This window comes from Oleiphilus sp. HI0043 (assembly GCF_001634935.1).
On record NZ_LWEY01001644.1, the window covers coordinates 1 to 19,875 of the forward strand.

General features: G+C 45.2%; 17 protein-coding genes. 8 read left to right on the forward strand and 9 right to left on the reverse strand.

Annotation, left to right across the window (positions count from 1 at the left end):
* Positions 1–1,793, reverse strand: a 1,793-nt coding sequence (purL, locus tag A3729_RS24940) for a phosphoribosylformylglycinamidine synthase (protein WP_082882173.1), incomplete at its 3' end; no start/stop codon positions are given.
* A gap of 325 nt (positions 1,794–2,118) precedes the next feature.
* Here purL and mltF point away from each other — a divergent pair.
* Positions 2,119–3,609 carry a membrane-bound lytic murein transglycosylase MltF gene (mltF, locus tag A3729_RS24945; RefSeq protein ID WP_197476065.1) on the forward strand — a complete coding sequence of 497 codons (1,491 nt, stop codon included), beginning with the start codon at positions 2,119–2,121 and terminating at the stop codon, positions 3,607–3,609.
* Between the two features lie 22 nt (positions 3,610–3,631).
* Here mltF and serB read toward each other — a convergent pair whose 3' ends face one another.
* Positions 3,632–4,843: a phosphoserine phosphatase SerB gene (gene serB, locus A3729_RS24950; protein WP_068513828.1), complete on the reverse strand. Its 1,212-nt coding sequence runs from the start codon at positions 4,841–4,843 to the stop codon at positions 3,632–3,634.
* Positions 4,836–7,124, reverse strand: a complete 2,289-nt coding sequence (gene parC / locus A3729_RS24955; protein WP_068513825.1) for a DNA topoisomerase IV subunit A — start codon at positions 7,122–7,124, stop codon at positions 4,836–4,838. Before parC ends, serB begins: the two co-directional genes overlap by 8 nt.
* Before the next feature lie 185 nt (positions 7,125–7,309).
* On the opposite strand from parC, the gene minC reads away from it, so the two are divergent.
* The 7 genes from minC (at position 7,310) to A3729_RS24990 (ending at position 14,002) form a co-directional block, all read left to right on the forward strand.
* Positions 7,310–8,200: a septum site-determining protein MinC gene (gene minC, locus A3729_RS24960; RefSeq protein WP_231877501.1), complete on the forward strand. Its 891-nt coding sequence runs from the start codon at positions 7,310–7,312 to the stop codon at positions 8,198–8,200.
* 107 nt (positions 8,201–8,307) lie between these two features.
* Positions 8,308–9,129, forward strand: a complete 822-nt coding sequence (gene minD / locus A3729_RS24965; RefSeq protein WP_068513822.1) for a septum site-determining protein MinD — start codon at positions 8,308–8,310, stop codon at positions 9,127–9,129.
* Entirely contained in the window at positions 9,126–9,377 is a 252-nt protein-coding gene (gene minE / locus A3729_RS24970) for a cell division topological specificity factor MinE (protein ID WP_068513820.1), read from the forward strand. Before minD ends, minE begins: the two co-directional genes overlap by 4 nt.
* A gap of 73 nt (positions 9,378–9,450) precedes the next feature.
* Positions 9,451–9,954, forward strand: coding sequence for an HPP family protein (locus tag A3729_RS24975; RefSeq protein ID WP_068513817.1), 504 nt, complete (start codon positions 9,451–9,453; stop codon positions 9,952–9,954).
* A gap of 93 nt (positions 9,955–10,047) precedes the next feature.
* Positions 10,048–11,472 (forward strand): PhoH family protein, encoded by a 1,425-nt coding sequence (locus A3729_RS24980; protein ID WP_068513813.1) that lies wholly within the window; start codon positions 10,048–10,050, stop codon positions 11,470–11,472.
* 231 nt (positions 11,473–11,703) lie between these two features.
* Complete coding sequence (locus tag A3729_RS24985) at positions 11,704–12,804, forward strand: hypothetical protein (protein ID WP_068513810.1); 1,101 nt, start codon at positions 11,704–11,706, stop codon at positions 12,802–12,804.
* A 100-nt stretch (positions 12,805–12,904) separates the two neighbouring features.
* Positions 12,905–14,002 (forward strand): hypothetical protein, encoded by a 1,098-nt coding sequence (locus A3729_RS24990; RefSeq protein WP_068513806.1) that lies wholly within the window; start codon positions 12,905–12,907, stop codon positions 14,000–14,002.
* 26 nt (positions 14,003–14,028) lie between these two features.
* Here the strand turns inward: A3729_RS24990 and A3729_RS24995 are convergent, their stop codons facing one another.
* From A3729_RS24995 to A3729_RS25020, 6 genes are all read right to left on the reverse strand, one after another.
* The gene (locus A3729_RS24995) at positions 14,029–14,778 is read right to left on the reverse strand and encodes an ABC transporter substrate-binding protein (protein WP_068513803.1); all 750 of its coding nucleotides are present in this window, start codon (positions 14,776–14,778) and stop codon (positions 14,029–14,031) included.
* Between the two features lie 118 nt (positions 14,779–14,896).
* Positions 14,897–15,676: a molybdopterin-synthase adenylyltransferase MoeB gene (locus A3729_RS25000; RefSeq protein ID WP_082870302.1), complete on the reverse strand. Its 780-nt coding sequence runs from the start codon at positions 15,674–15,676 to the stop codon at positions 14,897–14,899.
* Between the two features lie 31 nt (positions 15,677–15,707).
* Positions 15,708–16,550 (reverse strand): peptide chain release factor N(5)-glutamine methyltransferase, encoded by an 843-nt coding sequence (gene prmC / locus A3729_RS25005; protein WP_068513801.1) that lies wholly within the window; start codon positions 16,548–16,550, stop codon positions 15,708–15,710.
* 29 nt (positions 16,551–16,579) lie between these two features.
* Positions 16,580–17,662, reverse strand: a complete 1,083-nt coding sequence (gene prfA, locus A3729_RS25010) for a peptide chain release factor 1 (protein ID WP_068513797.1) — start codon at positions 17,660–17,662, stop codon at positions 16,580–16,582.
* A gap of 158 nt (positions 17,663–17,820) precedes the next feature.
* Complete coding sequence (locus A3729_RS25015) at positions 17,821–18,360, reverse strand: hypothetical protein (protein ID WP_068513794.1); 540 nt, start codon at positions 18,358–18,360, stop codon at positions 17,821–17,823.
* Between the two features lie 235 nt (positions 18,361–18,595).
* A complete protein-coding gene (locus A3729_RS25020; protein ID WP_068513791.1) occupies positions 18,596–19,810 on the reverse strand; it encodes a CoA transferase in 1,215 nt (404 codons plus the stop codon).
* Positions 19,811–19,875: the final 65 nt, after the last annotated feature.

The window sequence follows — 19,875 nt, forward strand, 5'->3', positions numbered from 1 at the left end:
ACCGGCTTATTATCGAAGTGCGGATCTTCCAGTGTTAAATCATGCTCTTCCAGAGCATCACCAATCACAGCGTAGGGGCAGCGTTCTCTAGCACAAATCGCCTCAAAGCGCTCCAAGTCTTGCGGCAACACAGCAATAACATAACGTTCTTGAGATTCGTTACACCAAATTTCGTGTGGCGCCATCCCAGGCTCATCGTTAGGGATCTTTCGCAAGTCGAATCGTCCACCGCGCCCGCCATCTTTCACAAGCTCCGGAAAAGCATTTGATAAACCACCCGCCCCTACGTCATGTATAAAGGCAATTGGGTTATTATCATCAAGCTGCCAGCAGCGGTCTATAACCTCCTGGCAACGACGTTCCATTTCAGGGTTTTCACGCTGTACAGAAGCAAAATCCAAGTCCTCATGACTAGCACCTGAATCCATCGAAGAGGCTGCACCGCCGCCAAGGCCGATCAGCATGGCCGGGCCACCCAATACAATTAGCTTTGCACCAACATCGATGTCACCTTTCAGTACATGGGACTCTTTAATATTTCCCATACCACCAGCAATCATAATAGGCTTGTGGTAACCCTTGATTTCCTGACCATTCGGGCCAGCAACTTCTTCTTCAAAGGTTCTAAAGTAGCCACACAAGTTCGGTCGACCAAACTCATTATTGAAGGCAGCACCACCTAGAGGACCGTCAAGCATGATGTTATAGGCAGAAGTCATTCGGTCAGGCTTGCCAAAATCTGTTTCCCATGGCTGTTCGAAACCAGGAATTCTTAGGTTCGATACCGTAAAACCTGTCAGACCAGCTTTAGGTTTTGCGCCTTTACCTGTAGCACCTTCATCACGAATCTCACCACCTGAACCTGTCGAGGCACCAGAGAATGGAGAAATAGCTGTCGGGTGGTTATGTGTTTCAACCTTCATGAGGATATGAATATCTTCCTCATGCGCCTGATACTCCTGAGTTTCAGGGTTCGGGTAGAAGCGCTTTCCTTTCGATCCGGCTATTACCGCAGCGTTATCAACATAAGCAGACAATACACCTTCAGAATTCAGCTCATTGGTATTACGAATCATCGAGAATAATGATTTTTGCTGAGCTTCACCGTCAATATCCCAAGATGCATTGAAGATCTTGTGACGACAATGCTCAGAGTTCGCCTGAGCAAACATCATTAGCTCTACGTCTGTCGGGTTACGCTTTAGCCCGCAGAAAGCTTTGGTTAAATACTCTATTTCGTCTGTAGCCAAAGCCAGACCAATACGCTTATTTGCTTCTTCAAGCGCACTCTCACCATATGACAGCACATCGACACTGCTCATAGGGCGCGGTTCAGAGTGTCTAAACAGCAACTCGGCACCCGCCGTTTCATGGAAGACAGCTTCAGTCATTCTGTCATAGAACTGCGAAGATAGCGTTTGGCGCTGTTCGAGCGTAAGCTTTTCAGCAGATCGAACATAATATGCGACACCGCGTTCAATTCGATTTACCTGATTCAAGCCACAAATATGCGCAATATCGGTCGCTTTACTAGACCAGGGTGAAATTGTTCCAGGCCGTGGAACAACCAAAAACAAAACGCCTTCCGCTGCCTCAGAGGGCACACTTGGACCATAGGTAAGCAGCTTATTCAAGATATTGAGTTCGCTAGGATTTAAGTCCTGCGACACATCAATAAAGTGCATAAATTCTGCATACACAGATTCGATTTCTGGAATAACTGCTTGGATGGTTTCAAGTAGTTTATGACTTCTAAAAGGAGAGAGAGCTGGAGCGCCTCGAAGTTCCAACATAATAAAGGCGTACCTCATCGAAGGAGCGTTGAAATAATGGAGGCGGTATTCTACTCGAAACTGGCGCGTCTGTTAACCAAGAATTGTATCTGAAGGTATAATGGCCGTAGTAATTGTGAATCCGGGGACCGTGACGGAGCTCAAACGGGTACATTTTGAAACAATGTTTACCACCCTCCAGGTTGACTCAGAGACCAGTTACTGAAAAGATTATACATAAAATTAGTGACATAAAGGAACAGCTCAGCACCGCTGAAGCGAGGCACTCCTGCCCCGGAACAAGGGAATGCATGCAGTAGCAGTCTGGTGATTAAAAGGTATTTATTTGTCCTATTCAAAAAGTTCTATTCAATCCAGTCTTCGACGGAGCCCAATTAAGCTTCGGTCTACTCACCAAGTATTACTTTATGGCAAAACGCTTGTCATTCTCTTACTTGCTTCGTTGCTCTGTGCTTGCGAAAAGCCCAGCACGATGGACAAAATCAATAAGCACAGCACATTACACATCATCACTCGCAACGCTCCAGCCGTTTATTATGAAGGCCGAGAGGGCCCCGCTGGCTTTGAATATGACCTTGCGAAAATGTTTGCCGAAGATGCGGGACTCAAACTGGATGTAAAAGTCGCGGCCACCCGCAGCCAGATTTTGTCAGCACTCGATAACGACTATACCAACATTGCGACCGCCAGCATGGTCGCCTCCGATACGCGCGCAGATCGATATAAATACTCCAGCTCTTACATGGAAACAACCCCCATCGTCGTCTATCGATACGGTAGTGTTAGACCGCGAGATATTAGCGATATTATTGACAAGCGTATCGCGGTAGTAAGTGACAGTTATCACGCAGAAGAATTAAACAACCTGCGTAATGAAAATCCCGACTTAATGAACGCCCTTCAATGGGAAGCTCTTGATGTTGAAACCATTGACCTGATGAAGATGGTACAAGACAAAGAAATTGATTACGCCATCATCACCTCAAACGAGCTAGATATTCACCAAGCTTATTACCCGCGAGTTAAAAAGGCCTTTGAAATTGGTGAAGCACAACAAATTAGCTGGTACTTTCCTGCCAGCACAGATCACACCTTAATTAACAAGGTAAACAACTTCTTATCCCGAATTGAAGAAGATGGCAGACTTATTAACCTTAAAGAGCGCTATTTTGGACACTTGGGACAACTCAATTACGTGGGCGCTCGCACCTTTATACGGCATATAAACAGCCGGCTGCCAAAGTACGAAGAAACTTTTAAAGAGTTTGCAGAAGAGCAAGACATCGACTGGCGCCTGATGGCCTCGATGGGCTACCAAGAATCTCACTGGCGACCTCGTGCAACTTCTCCAACCGGTGTTCGTGGACTAATGATGCTGACACGCATCACGGCAAAGGAAATGAACATTAAAAACAGATTAGATCCTGAGCAGAGTATCAAAGGTGGTGTTCGCTACTTCTCTAAAATTAGAGCCAGGATTCCGAAGCGCATAGCTGAACCAGACCGAAGCTGGCTTGCCTTAGCTGCCTACAACGTGGGCTACGGCCATCTTGATGACGCAAGGATTCTGACAGAGAAAGCCGGAAAAGACCCGGACAAATGGATGGACGTAAAAGAATTCTTACCACTTTTACAGAAGAAGAAATATTATAAACAGACTCGTTACGGCTACGCCCGTGGTAATGAGCCGGTCATATACGTGCAAAACATACGTCGCTACTATGATGTATTAAGTTGGATGACCCAACCGCAAACGAGCGAACAAGCCATTGCACAAACAGACTTTCAAGAAGGGCTAATTAAGACTATCGAATAAACATACCGATAGCCTTAAGATCCTACTCTGCTTCTCTATCTCTAAAGCCGATCAAGTAAAGTACAGCATCAAGGCCTAGGTTTGATATCGCATGACGAGCGGACTCTTTCACAAGAGGTTTAGCTCTAAACGCTACGCCCAATCCAGCTCGACTCAGCATTGGCAAGTCATTAGCACCATCTCCGACAGCAATAACCTGCTCACGCCCTATTTTTTCTTTCTTGGCTAATTCATCCAACAAAGCCGCTTTGCGCTGGCCGTCAACCACTTGGCCCGTCACGCACCCCGTTACTTTACCGTTTTTAATTTCCAACTCATTGGCATAAACATAATCAATACCAAGCTTATCCTGCAGCCCTTTAGCAAAGTATGTAAAACCGCCCGATAAAATAGCAGTCTTGTAACCCAGGCTTTTTAGCGTTGAGATCAACCTTTCTGCACCTTCAGTCATCTTAAGGCGCGCAGCTACTTTGCTTAGCACTTCTTCGCTCAAACCTTCCAATAAACCAACACGCCGAGCAAAGCTCTCAGTAAAATCAATCTCACCACGCATGGCTTGCTCGGTGATTTCAGATACCTGATCTCCGACACCCGCTTCTTTCGCCAGCTCATCGATCACTTCTGCTTCAATTAAGGTGGAATCCATATCAAAAACCACCAAACGACGATTACGGCGATAAATTGTGTCTTCCTGGAAGGCGATATCGACGTTAAGCTCACTGGCAATCTTTAAAAAGTCAGCTCTCAACGCCTCAGCATCCGGCACATTTCCGCGAACAGAGAACTCCAAACATGCCTGGCTCGACTGAGGATCGACATCCAAACCACGACGCCCGGACAGTCGGGTAATGTTGTCGATATTCAAATCATGCTCCGCAGTCACTTCAGAGACTTTAGCAATTTGCTCTGCAGTGATCAGGCGAGAAAGCAAGGTAACGATATAGCGCGCTTTACCCTTTCCTTCGACCCAATGCATATACTCTTCAGCACTCACAGCCTGAAAAGTAACTTGGAGGTTCAGCTCGTGCATACGGAACAAAAGCTCCTTCATCACTCCAGAAGAACTGCCTTCATTTGGCACTTCAACCAGAATCCCCCAGGTAAGGTGATCATGAATAACAGCTTGGCCAATATCCAGAATATTCAATTCATATTGCGCCATAATACCTGTAATTTCAGAGGTTAAGCCGGACTTATCACGCCCTGAAACATTAATCAGAATAATTTCACTCAATTACTTCACCTTTTGCCTGCTTAGGCTCATTTTTTACAACTTCCATGCGATCAACTTTCTGCAGCCCTCTAGGAAGCTTATGCCCTCGCCTGCCACGTTCTCCGACATAATGCGTTAAGTCTGAGAATTTTAACTTCAAGTGACGCTTGCCTGAATGAATCACTAAATGATCATCTTCAGCAAAAATTGCCACGGACACCAACCACTCCTCACCACTTTGAACTCGAGCAGAAGGAATACTGATTATTTTGTTACCCTTTCCCTTCGCCAGTTCTGGCAGATCCTTCACGGGAAAGACCAACATCCGCCCTTCGTTACTCACTGCTGCGATATAATTGCCCTCAACAGTACCTAGCATTTGAGGCGACATAACTTCCGCCCCTTTAGGTAAGGACAAAGCAGCCTTACCGGCTTTATTCTTGCTCTGCAAGTTAGAAATATTGCTAATAAAGCCGTAGCCAGCACTGCTCATCATCAATAGTTTCTGATCTGGTTCACCAAGCACGACCGCTTTAAACGTTGCGCCCGAAGGCGGGTTGATCTTACCGGTCAAGGGCTCTCCCTGGCCTCTTGCTGACGGCAAGCTATGTGTCGGCACGGTATAAGAGCGCCCGGTAGAATCAATAAACACGACACCTTGATGACTCTTACCTTTGGCCGATAAAGCGTAGCCATCACCCGACTTATAATTCAGCCCTGCCGGATCAATATCATGACCTTTAGCCGATCTCACCCAACCTTTCTCTGACAAGACAACCGTCACGGGTTCAGATGAAATCAAATCAGCTTCTGAGAAAGCTTTTGCTTCTTGCCGCTCAACGATTGGGGAGCGACGATCATCGCCGTATTTTTCTGCATCCGCCAATAATTCTTCTTTAATCAAGGCCTTCATCAAAGCTGAAGAACCTAGGATTTTCTTCAATTCTTTACGTTCTTTTTCAAGTTCTTCCTGCTCGGCACGAATCTTCATTTCTTCAAGTCGAGCGAGCTGTCTCAACTTGGTATCCAGAATATAGTCTGCCTGAACTTCAGTCAGATTAAAGCGAGCCATTAACACAGCTTTTGGCTCATCTTCTGTTCGAATGATATGGATTACTTCATCGATATTCAGGAAGGCGACCAATAGCCCATCCAAGAGGTGTAGTCGCTTCTCGACTTTATCGAGCCTAAATTTAAGTCTACGCGTTACGGTATCTGTTCGATAACTAAGCCACTCAGTTAAAATAACCTTCAGGCCTTTCACTGCCGGGCGGCCATCGATACCAATCATATTCAAGTTAACACGATAGGTTTTTTCCAAATCGGTGCTTGAATAAAGGTGACCCATTAAAGATTCAATATCAACGCGGTTAGAACGTGGAACAATTACTAAACGGGTTGGGTTTTCATGGTCAGACTCATCTCGTAAGTCGGCAACCATTGGCAGCTTCTTCGCCTGCATTTGCGAAGCGATCTGCTCCAGTACTTTAGCCCCGGAAGTCTGGTGCGGTAATTCACTTACCACAATATCGCCGTTTTCCTTGTGGTAAATTCCACGCATACGAATCGAGCCTCTGCCCGTTTCGTAGATATTCAATAACTCAGTACGAGGCGTCACGATCTCGGCACCAGTAGGATAATCCGGCCCCAGAACATTCTCAGCAAGCTGCTCATTGCTGACACTGCTGTCATCAAGTAAGCGAATACAAGCACTCGCCACTTCCCTAAGGTTATGTGGTGGAATATCAGTTGCCATACCCACGGCAATACCCGTGGTACCGTTTAATAGCAAATTAGGTAAGCGTGCTGGCAGAGTTTTAGGTTCATCCATGGTGCCATCAAAGTTTGGCGCCCACTCTACGGTGCCCTGACCTAACTCAGCTAAAAGTGTATCTGCGTAAGGAGCCAGCCTTGACTCGGTATATCGCATCGCAGCAAAAGACTTCGGGTCATCCGGAGAACCCCAGTTTCCTTGTCCGTCAATAAGGGGGTAGCGATAACTGAAGGGCTGCGCCATCAAGACCATTGCCTCGTAACAAGCACTGTCTCCATGAGGGTGAAACTTACCCAAGACATCACCCACCGTACGAGCAGACTTTTTGTACTTGGCTGTCGCCTTCAAGCCCAATTCGGACATAGCGTAAACGATTCTACGCTGGACAGGCTTCAAGCCGTCCCCAACATGTGGCAATGCACGATCAAGAATGACGTACATTGAGTAGTCTAAATAAGCTTTCTCGGTGTATTCACGAAGCGAAACCTGTTCAACTCCGTCTTCAAAAGACATAATTTCGTTGGTCATGGTTACCTTTTTTAATTAAGGACTCTATAAAAAGCGGCCAGTTTTATAATGAGCGAAAGTGTCCCACATTAAGTCTAAAAATTCGAGCGAAAGTATCAATCTCATGTTAAGATATTTCACTATATCAACCGCACTCTAATTCGAACTGCGGCATGACACAAACAATAACTGTAATTTAAGTATCTGTGCGTGACTCAACTGGCTTACAATCGGGCCTGATTGCACAGAAACCAAGCTCAGGTAACTCAATGACGTCTAGCGCCACAGTCAGCTCCAACTCTAACGATCAGGCGACACCTGAATCTACCGCTTCTACCACTCGCTCATCTGGCAACTGCCTAAAGCTTAAAGGCTCTTTACTGCCGATGACCGTTCTGGAATTGGCCTACTATGACGAAGCTCAAATTCAGCAAGAGCTTTCAGCAAAGACAACACAAGCCCCTGGCTTTTTCGAGAACCTCCCTGTCATCATTGACATCGAACAGCTTACTGAAGAAGACAGTGTTCCTTTTGACAAACTGATCAACCAATGTCGTGAGTTTTCGATTAAAGCAGTGGCAGTTAGGGGCGGTTTAGAGAAGCACCAGCAAGCTGCAAAAGAGGCAGGCTTAGGGCTACTGGCAAAACAGAAAGAAAGACAGGCAGAGCCAGCACCAGAAAAGCCAGAGGCTAAGGTAAAAGAGGTCGTACATACAGAAGTTGAAACAGTCGAAGTGGTTAAAACTGTCGTTCAACAAGCACCTCAGCAAAGCAAAATCATTCACACCCCTATCCGTTCAGGCCAGCAAGTTTATGCTGCCGATGGAGATTTGATCATACTTGCGCCGGTTAGCGCCGGTGCAGAGATCTTGGCTGATGGTAATATTCACGTATATGGCGCACTGCGCGGTCGCGCCTTAGCAGGGGTAAAGGGCAATACGAATGCTCGAATTTTCTGCCACAGCCTTGAAGCAGAACTGGTTTCTGTTGCCGGGCAATACAAAATCAGCGAAGATATCGATAAAGCAGCACTAAAAAAACCAACTCAAGTCTATTTAAGCAACGAGACACTAAGCTTTAAAGAACTTGAAATATAACGAAAACGGATCTGGATTACAGCACTTACAAAGGACTTCCGAATACAAATAACAAAGCTGTACCGTAACCTTTTAACGACACACAATTAGTAAGACGGGATATAAAATTGGCTAAGACGATTGTCATAACTTCTGGAAAAGGCGGCGTAGGTAAAACCACCACTAGCGCGTCCATATCAACAGGTCTGGCCCTTAAGGGCAAAAAAACAGTAGTCATTGATTTTGATGTAGGTCTACGAAATCTGGACTTAATTATGAACTGTGAACGACGCGTCGTTTACGATTTCGTAAATGTCATCAATGGCGAAGCGACACTTAACCAAGCACTTATCAAGGATAAGCAGGTTGAAAATCTGTACATCCTGCCAGCGTCTCAGACTCGTGATAAAGATGCCCTATCCGAAGATGGTGTTGAAAAAGTTCTATCTGAACTTGCCAAGACTTTCGACTTCATTATCTGTGACTCACCTGCCGGTATTGAACACGGCGCACAGATGGCTCTGTATTTTGCCGATGAAGCGATTATCGTCACAAACCCTGAAGTATCTTCAGTCAGGGATTCTGACCGAATCCTTGGTATCCTGAACAGTAAATCTCGACGTGCCGAGCAAGGACTAGAACCCGTCAAAGAGCACCTGCTACTAACTCGCTATAACCCAGAGCGAGTCGATAGAGGCGAAATGCTTAATGTAGAAGATGTAAAAGATATTCTGGCCGTGAAACTACTAGGCGTTATACCTGAGTCTCAGGCAGTACTATCCTCTTCAAACCAAGGGGTTCCTGTTATTCACGACCAAGAAAGCAATGCCGGACAAGCCTACTCGGATGCTGTAGAGAGACTGCTAGGTAACGAGCTGCCTCATCGCTTCTTGCAAACAGAGAAAAAGGGCTTCTTTAAACGTATGTTTAAGGGGTCTACAACAGCATGAGTTTTTTCGATTACTTTAAAAGCAGCAAAAAGAACACTGCATCAATCGCTAAAGAACGTTTACAAATCATCGTCGCACATGAACGAGGTAAACGTGAACAACCTGATTATTTACCTCAGCTCCAACAAGAGATTCTCGAGGTGATAAGAAAATATGTACCTGTCGATCAAGAACAAGTTCAGGTACAGCTAGATAAAAACGATGATTGCTCAATTCTGGAACTAAACGTTACACTTCCAGAAGATTAAGACCAAGACCTCTTCGGAGGTCTTTTTTTTAAGTTACTACTGTAGAATTTAAGTAAAGGAATGACCCCATAGCATGAACACTGGCAACACCACTTCAGGAAAGCTAAATAAACTCTACGCTCGCGACATTATGACTCCACACGTCAAATCTGTCCCACAATCCTGGACCATGCAGCAATTTTCTGCCTTCTTATCTGATAACAATATCTCTGGCAGCCCCGTTGCTAATCAAGAAGGGCAGCTTATTGGCATTGCTACACTTAAAGATATTGCCGACTTCCACTTAAATTCTGTTGATAGCTCTTATGAGGAACAGCTCAGCGAAGAAGAGAAGCTCGAAGCAAGACGCTTACGTATGATGATTTTTGAAGGCATGGCCAAACTTCCAGTAGAAGTAGGCGATATTATGACCCCAATAATTTTCTCCGTCGACGAGGAAACAGCCATTGTCGACGTCGCTAAACTAATGATGGAGGAGCATTTACACCGCGTTTTTGTCAAAAAAGGTGAAGACCTGAGCGGTATCATTACTACTTATGATCTACTCAAAGTCATCGTCGATGAAGCTGCTAGCTAAATACGCTTAGCTCTAATTGATGGCATCACACTTGATGGCACAATCTGGTCAGTTAACTATCAACCCTAAGTTGCATAAGTCAGAGGTTTTTGTATGGTAAAAAGTAAGTTAAAACACAACAAGAAGCTTTATGTACTCGATACCAATGTACTAATCCACGAACCAGAGTCTATTTACAAGTTTGATGAACACGCAGTGTTTATTCCTCTTCGAGTATTAGAAGAACTCGATGGTCACAAACGAGGCAAAAATGAAATTGCCCGCAACGCTCGGCAGGCTCACCGTTATCTTGACGAGCTATTATCCAACATAGAAATAGACCAGCTCGATAAAGGCATCAGCCTTGACTCCTGCACCTTATATCCGGCTACTAATCACGAGGGCAAGCTATTCTTCCAAACCTTCGAAAAGGAACGTGCGCCGGTTGCAGACAACGAAATCATTGCTGTCACCCGACAACTGAGCGAAAACTACGCTAATAGTGACGTAGCAGTAGTTCTAGTTACTAAAGATATTAATATGCGCATTAAGGCCAGCGTTCATGGCCTGATTTCAGAAGACTACCGAAATGACCAAGTAGCCAATGTCGGTGACGAATTACTCTTTAGTGGCCAAGTCGAAATTACCGATGAAATGTGGGAAGCGCCTGGTATAGATATCAAAATTGACCGAGAGGATTCTCAGGAATTTGGCACGCTTATCACCTATCACATTACTGCTCCCTGGGTTCGCAACTGGAGCATCAATACTCACATATATTCAGACTCCAGCAGTAATCAAACTTTCCGCGGCCAATTGAGACAAGTTGTCGATCAGACGGCTACGATTGAGTTATTACCCGATTTTGAATCTCAATATCATTGCTGGGGAATTCAAGCTAAAAACAAAGAACAGAATTTTGCTTTGGCAGCACTCACTGATCCTGAAATTGATTTCGTCACCATCGCCGGAGAAGCCGGGACAGGTAAAACTCTGTTAACCCTAGCTGCGGCACTACACCAGGTGTACGAAGATAAGTTTTATGATGAAATCATTGTCACTCGGGCCACGGTTCCAATGGGTGAAGATATCGGCTTCTTACCCGGCGAAGAAGAAGATAAAATCGGCCCTTGGATGGGCGCGATCACCGATGCTTTGGAAACATTGAGCGCCAACCCCAACGGCACCGATTTCGAAAGGAAGTCGAGTGTTGAATTCTTAAAAAGCCGCGTAAAAATAAAAAGCTCCGGTTTTATGAGAGGCCGAAGTTTCTCCGACAAGATCTTCATTATTGATGAAGCCCAGAACCTGACCTCTGCACAAATGCACGGTCTCATATCACGAGCTGGTCCAGGCACTAAGGTCATTGCGATTGGCAACCTAAAGCAAATTGATACACCCTATCTATCGGCCTCAACGAGTGGCTTCAGCTTTGCAATGGACCGCATGCGAAACTGGGAACACTATGCTCACATCACACTACAAAGCGTTGAACGCTCCCGTCTTGCAGACTACGTTGCTGCCAATTTTTCTGACTAAACAGGCATAAAAGTCTATAGGGTAAGCCTAAGTGCTTGCCCTATATTTATTGCCAAAAATGCCAATACTCTGTCCTCTACTGTCATGGTCTTCTTACCATTCCCGATAAATAATGATCAAGTAAAAACAGGTCGGCCCTCTCTTCTCAGATAATGGTCAGATAAAGTGTCTGTTGTACTTTGTCCGCAGGACGCAAAATAAAAATAATATACATATCGAAAGGTCCTAACTATGTTTAAAACTAAGAAATCTATACTTTCCACCTGCGCGCTTTCTTTATCTCTATTATGGGGATCAGGGCAAGCGATGGCTGCCGACAACTGCTATATAATGGTTCACGGGCACGGAACCCAAGGCGACATCAAAATCAATGCCCTCGACTCTTGGCGAACATCCCACTTCAGCAACTATAACGGTGCTGACTTTATGGATGACTTGCTGAGCTCTGGCGACAATTATGCCATTGTTGGTTACGACTCAACCGACGAAAGCGGCTACCCTTACTGGAGAAACGAAACCTCTGGCGAAATTGCTCGACAGATCATTTCTATCAAGCAAGGTAACGGAGACGGCCTCAATCACCCTCAAGCTGGCACTCAATGCTCGGCCAATGACGACTTTTGGGTTGTATCGCATAGTCAGGGCGCTCAGCAGATGATGTTTATCGCCGGTAATGCGGTCTCAGGCGCACCCAACTACAATACGGCTTACACAAGCTCTGGTTCCGTTAGTGTTGATTATGCATCCGCCATGAACGACATTCTCGGGATTTTCACGCTTGGCGGCGCAATAACCGGAACCGAAGGTGCTGACCGAGTTTGTAACGGCAACTGGTTAGATGCACTTATAAACGCGGCATTCTTAGGTAAAGACTGCAACCCAAGTGTACAATGGCTTCAAACAAACGATTCTTACACTGTTAAGAATTATATTGGTTCCAACCTAGCTGCTCCGGTTTATGTTATGGGCGGTTACAAGAGCTTCCCTGGTATTGAAGGCGCATCTGCGGCTATGCTTAATGGCGAAGATGATGGTTATATCAACCTGGCATCGCAAATGAGCTGTGAAGGTTCCGGTAAGCGCAATATTTGGGACGACCTGAATACCTACAAAACATTCTTTGGTATTGCCTACGGCAGCCCGACCTTCAAGTGTAATAACAGCAATAAAGGCACACCGCGCACCTATAATATGGCGAGTGTTTATACCGACCACGATGCAGAACGAAACGGAGGCATAAACTCTCCAAGCTACACCTCCATCGAAAACGGCCTATCTTGCGGCAATGGACGCAACATGGCCGGCCGCATAGACTCTTGTACTGCAAACTAAGATAAGCAAAATCAAGAGATAGACTGAACCCTGGAACTACACGGCTAGTTCCAGGGTTACCCTCCAAGTCACCAAGCGCCTAAACTAAGAGTTAACCAAAATGCAGAAACACAAAACAATAACAATCTCACTTGTTTCAATTCTTTCAATTGGCGGGCTTCTATGGCTCAACAGCTCAAACACAGACACGCCCGAGCTTGCTGTCGTTAGTAAGACCTCTGCTGATCAGGCTCAGCAAAAAACTGAAAATAATAATGTCATAGCAAAAATACCATCCAAACTACCAAGCACCGACATCAATGAAACCGAAGATCAGGAAGAAGTTCTCGAGCAGCAAGCGCCCTTGAGCCCCATCGACAGAATTAAAGCTATCCAGCAAAAAACTGCACTACATGAAGCAATCATTGATGATCACAATCGCTTTACCCGCTACCCAGACTATAACCAAAAAATCAGCTCAGCTGAGCAAGACCCCACCGAGAAGCGCTACGCAATTGATGAACGGACCAGCCTTGATGAAGAGACTCATACTGCACTAACAATCTGGAGCGATAAGAAATACTATCTTCATGGAGACATAGCAACCATCTATGCAAGCCTTCAGGACGCGAACCAAGCACCAATTCCAAGCCAGTTTCTGGGCCAACTAATCTACAATGAAAGCTCGAACCTGCAACAGTTTGAGTTCACTGACGAAAATCAGGACGGCATTTACGAATATCGAATTGATATTGATGCAGAAAAAATTGCTGGTTTATATAAAGTACTAATCGTTAACAAAACCAACAAACTTGCAGACGCTATTACTTTCACTCTTTCAGAACCGGCTCTAGAGCTGACCGGAAACTTTCGAGATAAGCTCAATGCGCAAGGGAATTTATTAATAGAGACCGAAATTAGCGTCAGCAGCAAAAACCGTTTTTACTTTCAAGCCTCGCTCTATAGCGCCAGTAATACACCTATTGGCACAACCCAACATTCAGGTGAGCTTGCACCTGGCAAGCATTGGATACCTTTGGAGTTCGATGGCTTAATGATTCATGACGCTCAGGAAGAAGGCCCTTTCTTGCTGAAAAACCTGTCACTCGCAAAAGTAGCCTTACCTATCCAACTAGCGCCCTTAGCTCACCCTGAATTCTATACAAGAGATTATAGTTTGAGCCAGTTTCGATCAACACAGTATGCCGCAAGCCAATAAAGCAGCAATTTATCTAATGAAGTGGATCACTGATAACGTTTTAGAATTCGATCAAGCTCACCGGTTCTGACGAGGTTTTCAATAAGCATATCGAGTGTTTTTGGCGCAATCTTATTTTTAATTTGTTTTGAATAGGCGCAATGAAGTTTATATTCGTCTGCAGGCAGCTTGGCCAATACAAGCTGCTCATTCAATTTTCTTTCTCGAAGTTGATACTTGAGCAAAATCCCGAAATCAATCAGCACATCTAGCCTTTTCAATTGCAGCAAGTGAATCCCATGCTCCAAGCCCTTCAGCTTGATTGTCGCTACGTCTCCAGACTTAATCAGGCTCATCACTTCAGGGTGATAAACATAACCGTTATAGATTCCTAGAGTTGTTCCTTTAAGGTCATTGTATGAATGAAGCTTCAAGCTAAGTTCTGGACGAACAAGAAATCTGTCTGCCCCATCAAATAAAACAGGGGACCAATGATAGGAAGAAGGTAATTCCTTCCAAATAGGGCTCGTCAAACAATCCACATCGATGTCACCTGACTGCAATTGTTGCTCAATTCGCAAGACTGGAAGTTTCACAAACTCGGCTTGCAATCCCGCTTCGGAAGAAATCTGGTCGGCCAGATCTTTGATAATGCCAGAATGGACTACACCATCATGTTCAATAACAAAAGGTGGCTTCGCATCATCCCAATAACTGAACTTAAGAGTCTCTGCGCTAACGTTCCCTACTGAAAAAAGCAATACCAGCAAGCCTAGCTTCGATGTAATCTCTCTCATCACTCCACTCCTCCGTATACTTTCATTATTGGAAGGAAATAGTAATTAAGCAATATCTTTCACTAAAAATACCAAATTGATCTAGCTTTACTTGAGTCGAATCAAGAGTCCGTTTTACTTATTTACCACAGACCTGACAGCCTGAGTCTTTCTTCAGTTTCAACGTCCGCCACTCCATCGAAGTAGCATCCAGCATCATTAAGCGCCCTTTTAAAGAACATCCTAGGCCACTCAGTACCTTAATAGCCTCCATTGCCTGCATGCTCCCTATAATGCCAACCAACGGCGCCATAACACCTGACGTTGAGCAGGTAAGCTGCTCGTCATCCCCTTCAGCATACAAACACTGATAACACGGTGCTTCATCGTCACGCATATCGAAAACACTTACCTGCCCTTCCATTCGAATCGCGGCACCAGACACTAGAGGCTTTGCTTCTTCGACACATGCTCTATTGACCGAGAATCGAGTTGTGAATGTGTCGCTGCAGTCCAAAACCAAGTCAACTCTGGCGACAGCAGACCGTAACCCCTCCTCATCCAGACGTTTGGCAAGTACCTTCACTTCAACATGAGGGTTTATATTGCCAAGCATTTCAGCCGCGGAGTCTACTTTCATTTTTCCTAACGAGCTTTCGCCATGTAGAATTTGGCGCTGCAAGTTGGAAACATCAACATGGTCATCATCAACGATAGTTATGCAGCCAACACCTGCTGCTGCAAGATACATCGCAACCGGGCTACCCAAGCCACCCGCACCAATAATAAGTACTTTTGCATTCTTGAGCGCCAACTGCCCCGCAACATCGAATTTAGGCAACATGATCTGCCGGCTATATCGCAATAACTCCGGATCACTTAACTCTTGATAAACTTCGCGACTTTGCTGCTCGCTCACAATTCACCTCTATACAGATATAAAACTAGTCTTACCCAGTCCATTGGCCCTGGGTAACACGATCGTTACCGCCATAATCTTTACTTGTCTCGACCTGCTGATAACCCGCTTTTTTCAGTACTGACCTAACAAGCTCTGCCTGGTCATAGCCATGTTCAAAAAGTAGCCAGCCACCTGCTTCGAGAAACTCACGCGCATCATGCGTAATCTTTTTGATATCGGCCATCCCCTGATCTTCAGCAATCAGAGCAGAAGCAGGCTCAAATCGAACATCCCCTTCACGCAGGTGCTTATCTTTGGCATCGATATAGGGAGGATTACTAACAATCAGAGAAAAACGCTGCTCCCGGAATGCGGAAAACCAATCGCTGCAGAAGAACTCAACATGAGGAAGGCTATTCAAGTTTGCGTTTTGCCTTGCTAGCTCAATGACCTTTGGAAAACGGTCAACACCATTGACCTGCCATGCTGGGCGCTCACTAGCTAATGCCAAGGCTATCGCCCCCGTGCCCGTTCCGAGATCAAGTACTGAAATGGCGGACTTATCCAACGGCAAATTCAAAGCCCTTTCAACAAGCACTTCGGTATCAGGCCTTGGAATGAGAGTATGCTCATTAACCTTTAAATTTAGAGTCCAAAAATCTCGCTGACCAATTAGGTGGGCAATAGGACGCCCTTTTTGGCGTTGTGAAACAAGAGAAAGAAAGTGCTCGGTTTGGTCTTGATCCAGACTTTTATCAGGCCAGGTCCGTAAATAAGCACGCTCGCAATCGAGCACGTGACATAAGAGCAGCTCAACATCCAAAGATGCCGAACTGCTTGTCAATTCGAGGGATTTTGCCATCGCCTCTGAAATAGTCAGTTGATGGCTCATATCAAACTCCAATAAGCTATATCTACTTATTACTCACCCATAGAAGTGAGTAATTCAGCCTGATGCTCTTGCAATAAAGGCTGTAACACCTGGTCCAAATCACCTTCCATAACTTCAGCTAGCTTATAGAGCGTCAAATTAATTCGATGATCAGTCATGCGACCTTGAGGAAAGTTATAGGTTCTGATTCGCTCAGAACGGTCACCACTACCTACGAGACTTTTTCGTTGATCTGATTGTTCTTGAGCATGCGCTTCCTGTTCAGCCGTCAGTAGCCTCGATTGCAACAAAGATAGAGCGCGAGCCTTATTCTTATGCTGTGATCGTTCGTCCTGACACTCAACTACCACACCTGTTGGCAAGTGGGTAATACGAATAGCCGAATCCGTTTTGTTGACGTGCTGACCACCGGCGCCCGAAGCCCGGAAGGTATCGATACGCAAGTCAGCCTTATTGATTTCGATCTCATCCACAGCATCAATTTCCGGCATCACAGCCACCGTACAAGCCGAAGTATGAACCCTGCCTTGCGATTCGGTTTCTGGAACACGTTGTACACGATGAGCTCCTGACTCAAACTTCAGGCTCCCATATACACCCTCACCGACAAGCCGTGTAATCACTTCTTTATAACCACCGTGCTCACCCAGGTTTTCGCTAACCACTTCAACCTTCCAGCCTTTCTTCTCAGCATAACGAGAATACATGCGAAATAAATCCCCAGAGAAAATTGCCGCCTCATCACCACCGGTTCCCGCTCGAATTTCCAAGAAAACGTTATTCTTGTCATTCGGATCTTTAGGTAACAAGAGAGTCTGCAACTCCTTATCAAGAGTTTCCAAAGAAGACTTTGCCTCTTTCAGCTCTTCTTGAGCCATCTCGCGCATATCGGCATCACCATCATTCATCAGCATGTTGGCTTCTTCGATGTCGTCCTGAGCTTGTCTGTAGCTAGCGTAACATTTCACAACCGGCTCAATTTCAGCATACTCTTTTGAAAAGTCGCGAAATTTATTCTGGTCTGTGATCACATCAGGGTCGCTCATAAGAGCTGCTAATTCTTCGTAACGTTCAGAAATACTGTCTAAACGAAGCAATAAGGATTCTTTCATGGAATAGTAACCAGCTAGATGACCTTAACTTAACTATAAAGCCTGAAGAACAAACGCTTTTGATAAAGTAAGGTCACAAAAATTCAATATGTAGGAAATTGCGCGGCATTTTAGCAAAAATAGCGGCGCGAAACAAAAGCTAGCTCTTGTAGAAAGATTTAGAACATCTCTAGCTCGCCATCATCAAAAGGATCGGCTTCAGGCTCTTTATACTCAAAGGACAAATTTTGATTTAATACTTTTGTGTGCAAACTACATTCAAAGACTTCTCGCCCACTTTGAAAGTTAAGCGTTAACATCGAAAAACCTTCGTCAAGCAATTCATCAAGCCGAATGCCAAACTGCTTTTGAGGGGTGCCGAGTTGCAGGTAGTGCTGATAATCGATGAGTTTGTTTTTGAGCGCCCCCATAAAACGATTAGCCAATTCGGAAATCCAGTCTTCAATCTCATGAGCTTGAACAAACTCGGCATCACCTTTAATTGGATAAGTTTCTCTTAGAATGGAGACAGGGCCTCGTAGTAGTAATTTCAGCTCCAGGTCATCGGAAAGCGCTTCGATAAATGCGCAAGGCAGGGCCAAGACCTCTTTTGCCGACTCTACAATTTCCAATTCGCATTGAATGCTTGCGAAAACGTCAATACATGTTTCTTTAAATAATAGGTGTAAGGGCTCCAGGGCGCTTCCTGCTTGGGGCATTTTGACTCCTTTCTATTCCATAAGTATTACTATCCCTACTAATATAGCCGAATGAATCAAAGCCGCCTTAGGATTTTTATAGTATTATGGAATAAAAATAATGCCCCCTGGAAGTCCATAAAATTTCTTTAGAAACAACAGGGTATAAGCATCTTCAAATTGGGTCAGAGTAAAGGCGTTTGTTTTACTCTGGCCCCAATAGTACACACTTAAGGAAAAAGGTTTGGATTAGACGCTACTCTGGCCCTGCAACGATACCCGCATCGTGTAAGCGGCCAATTTCAGCACTACTCAAACCAACCACTTCAGAAAGCACTTCATCGGTTTGCTGCCCTAGTTTTGGCGCCGGTTGCGCAGGCTGGCGTTCAAATGCCGAGAAGTTCCAAGGAGCTCCTGCTGCTCTGAATGAACCAACACCAGGCTGATCAATTTGGTTAAACATTGGATTGTCTAGCGAGCATTCCGGGTCACTATCTACCATTTCCTTAACCGTTTGATACTTACTCCAACAAACTCCGTTTTCATTGAAGCGAGACTCAATATCCTTAAAACTGCGCTTAGAAATATAGTCAGAAAATAAAGCCGAAATCTCATCACGAGACTCAAAGCGAGCACCTTCCTGAGAAAAATCACGTCCTAGCGTTGCCGCTAGCTGGTCCATTTTTTCAGCTGTTTCTGTAGCAATACACAAGGACTTCCACTGGCGTTTGGTCAAGCCAATCACCATGACACGCTCGCCATCAGATGTCGTAAAGTCTCGTCCAAACGCACCGAAGAGATAGTTTCCATAACGTGGACGCTCTTCTCCTAACTGCGCTTCAGCAATAAATCCTAAGTGCCCCATCACTGCCATGGCCGCATCAGCCAAAGCAATCTTAGTGTGCTGTCCTTCACCTGTGCGATAACGATGACGCTCTGCAGCTAACAAGCCCAGTGCAGCCATCTGTCCTGTCACCAGATCCCAGGCAGGAAGTACGTGATTCGTTGGCGAGTTACTATCAGAGGGGCCTGTCAAAAACGGTAAGCCAATGGCCGGGTTAACCGTATAGTCTACAGCCGAGCCACCATGCCTATCGCCTTGAACGGTGAGCTGTATCATGTCTGGACGAATTGCCTTAAGATCCTCATAAGACAACCAACCCTTAGGTGGAAAGTTTGTCAATAGCATTCCCGCTTCTTTGCCAGGCGCGGTTATAATTTGCTTAGCGAGTTCTGAACCTTCTGGAGACCTAAAGTTGATCGCTACCGAACGCTTAGATTTATTTAGCCCTGCCCAAAACAGACTGACATTATCTTTTGTAACGGGCCAGCGACGATAGTCCAACCCCCCCCCTATCGCATCTATTCGAATGACGTCCGCTCCAAGTTGAGCTAAAGTCATTCCTCCAAGAGGCGCAGCGACAAATGCAGAGGCTTCAACCACTCGCATCCCCGATAGAATCGAACTCATATTGACATCCTGTTAGGTTATTTTGTAATAAATTATTAAGAAACTATATATGACGCGAAGAATAA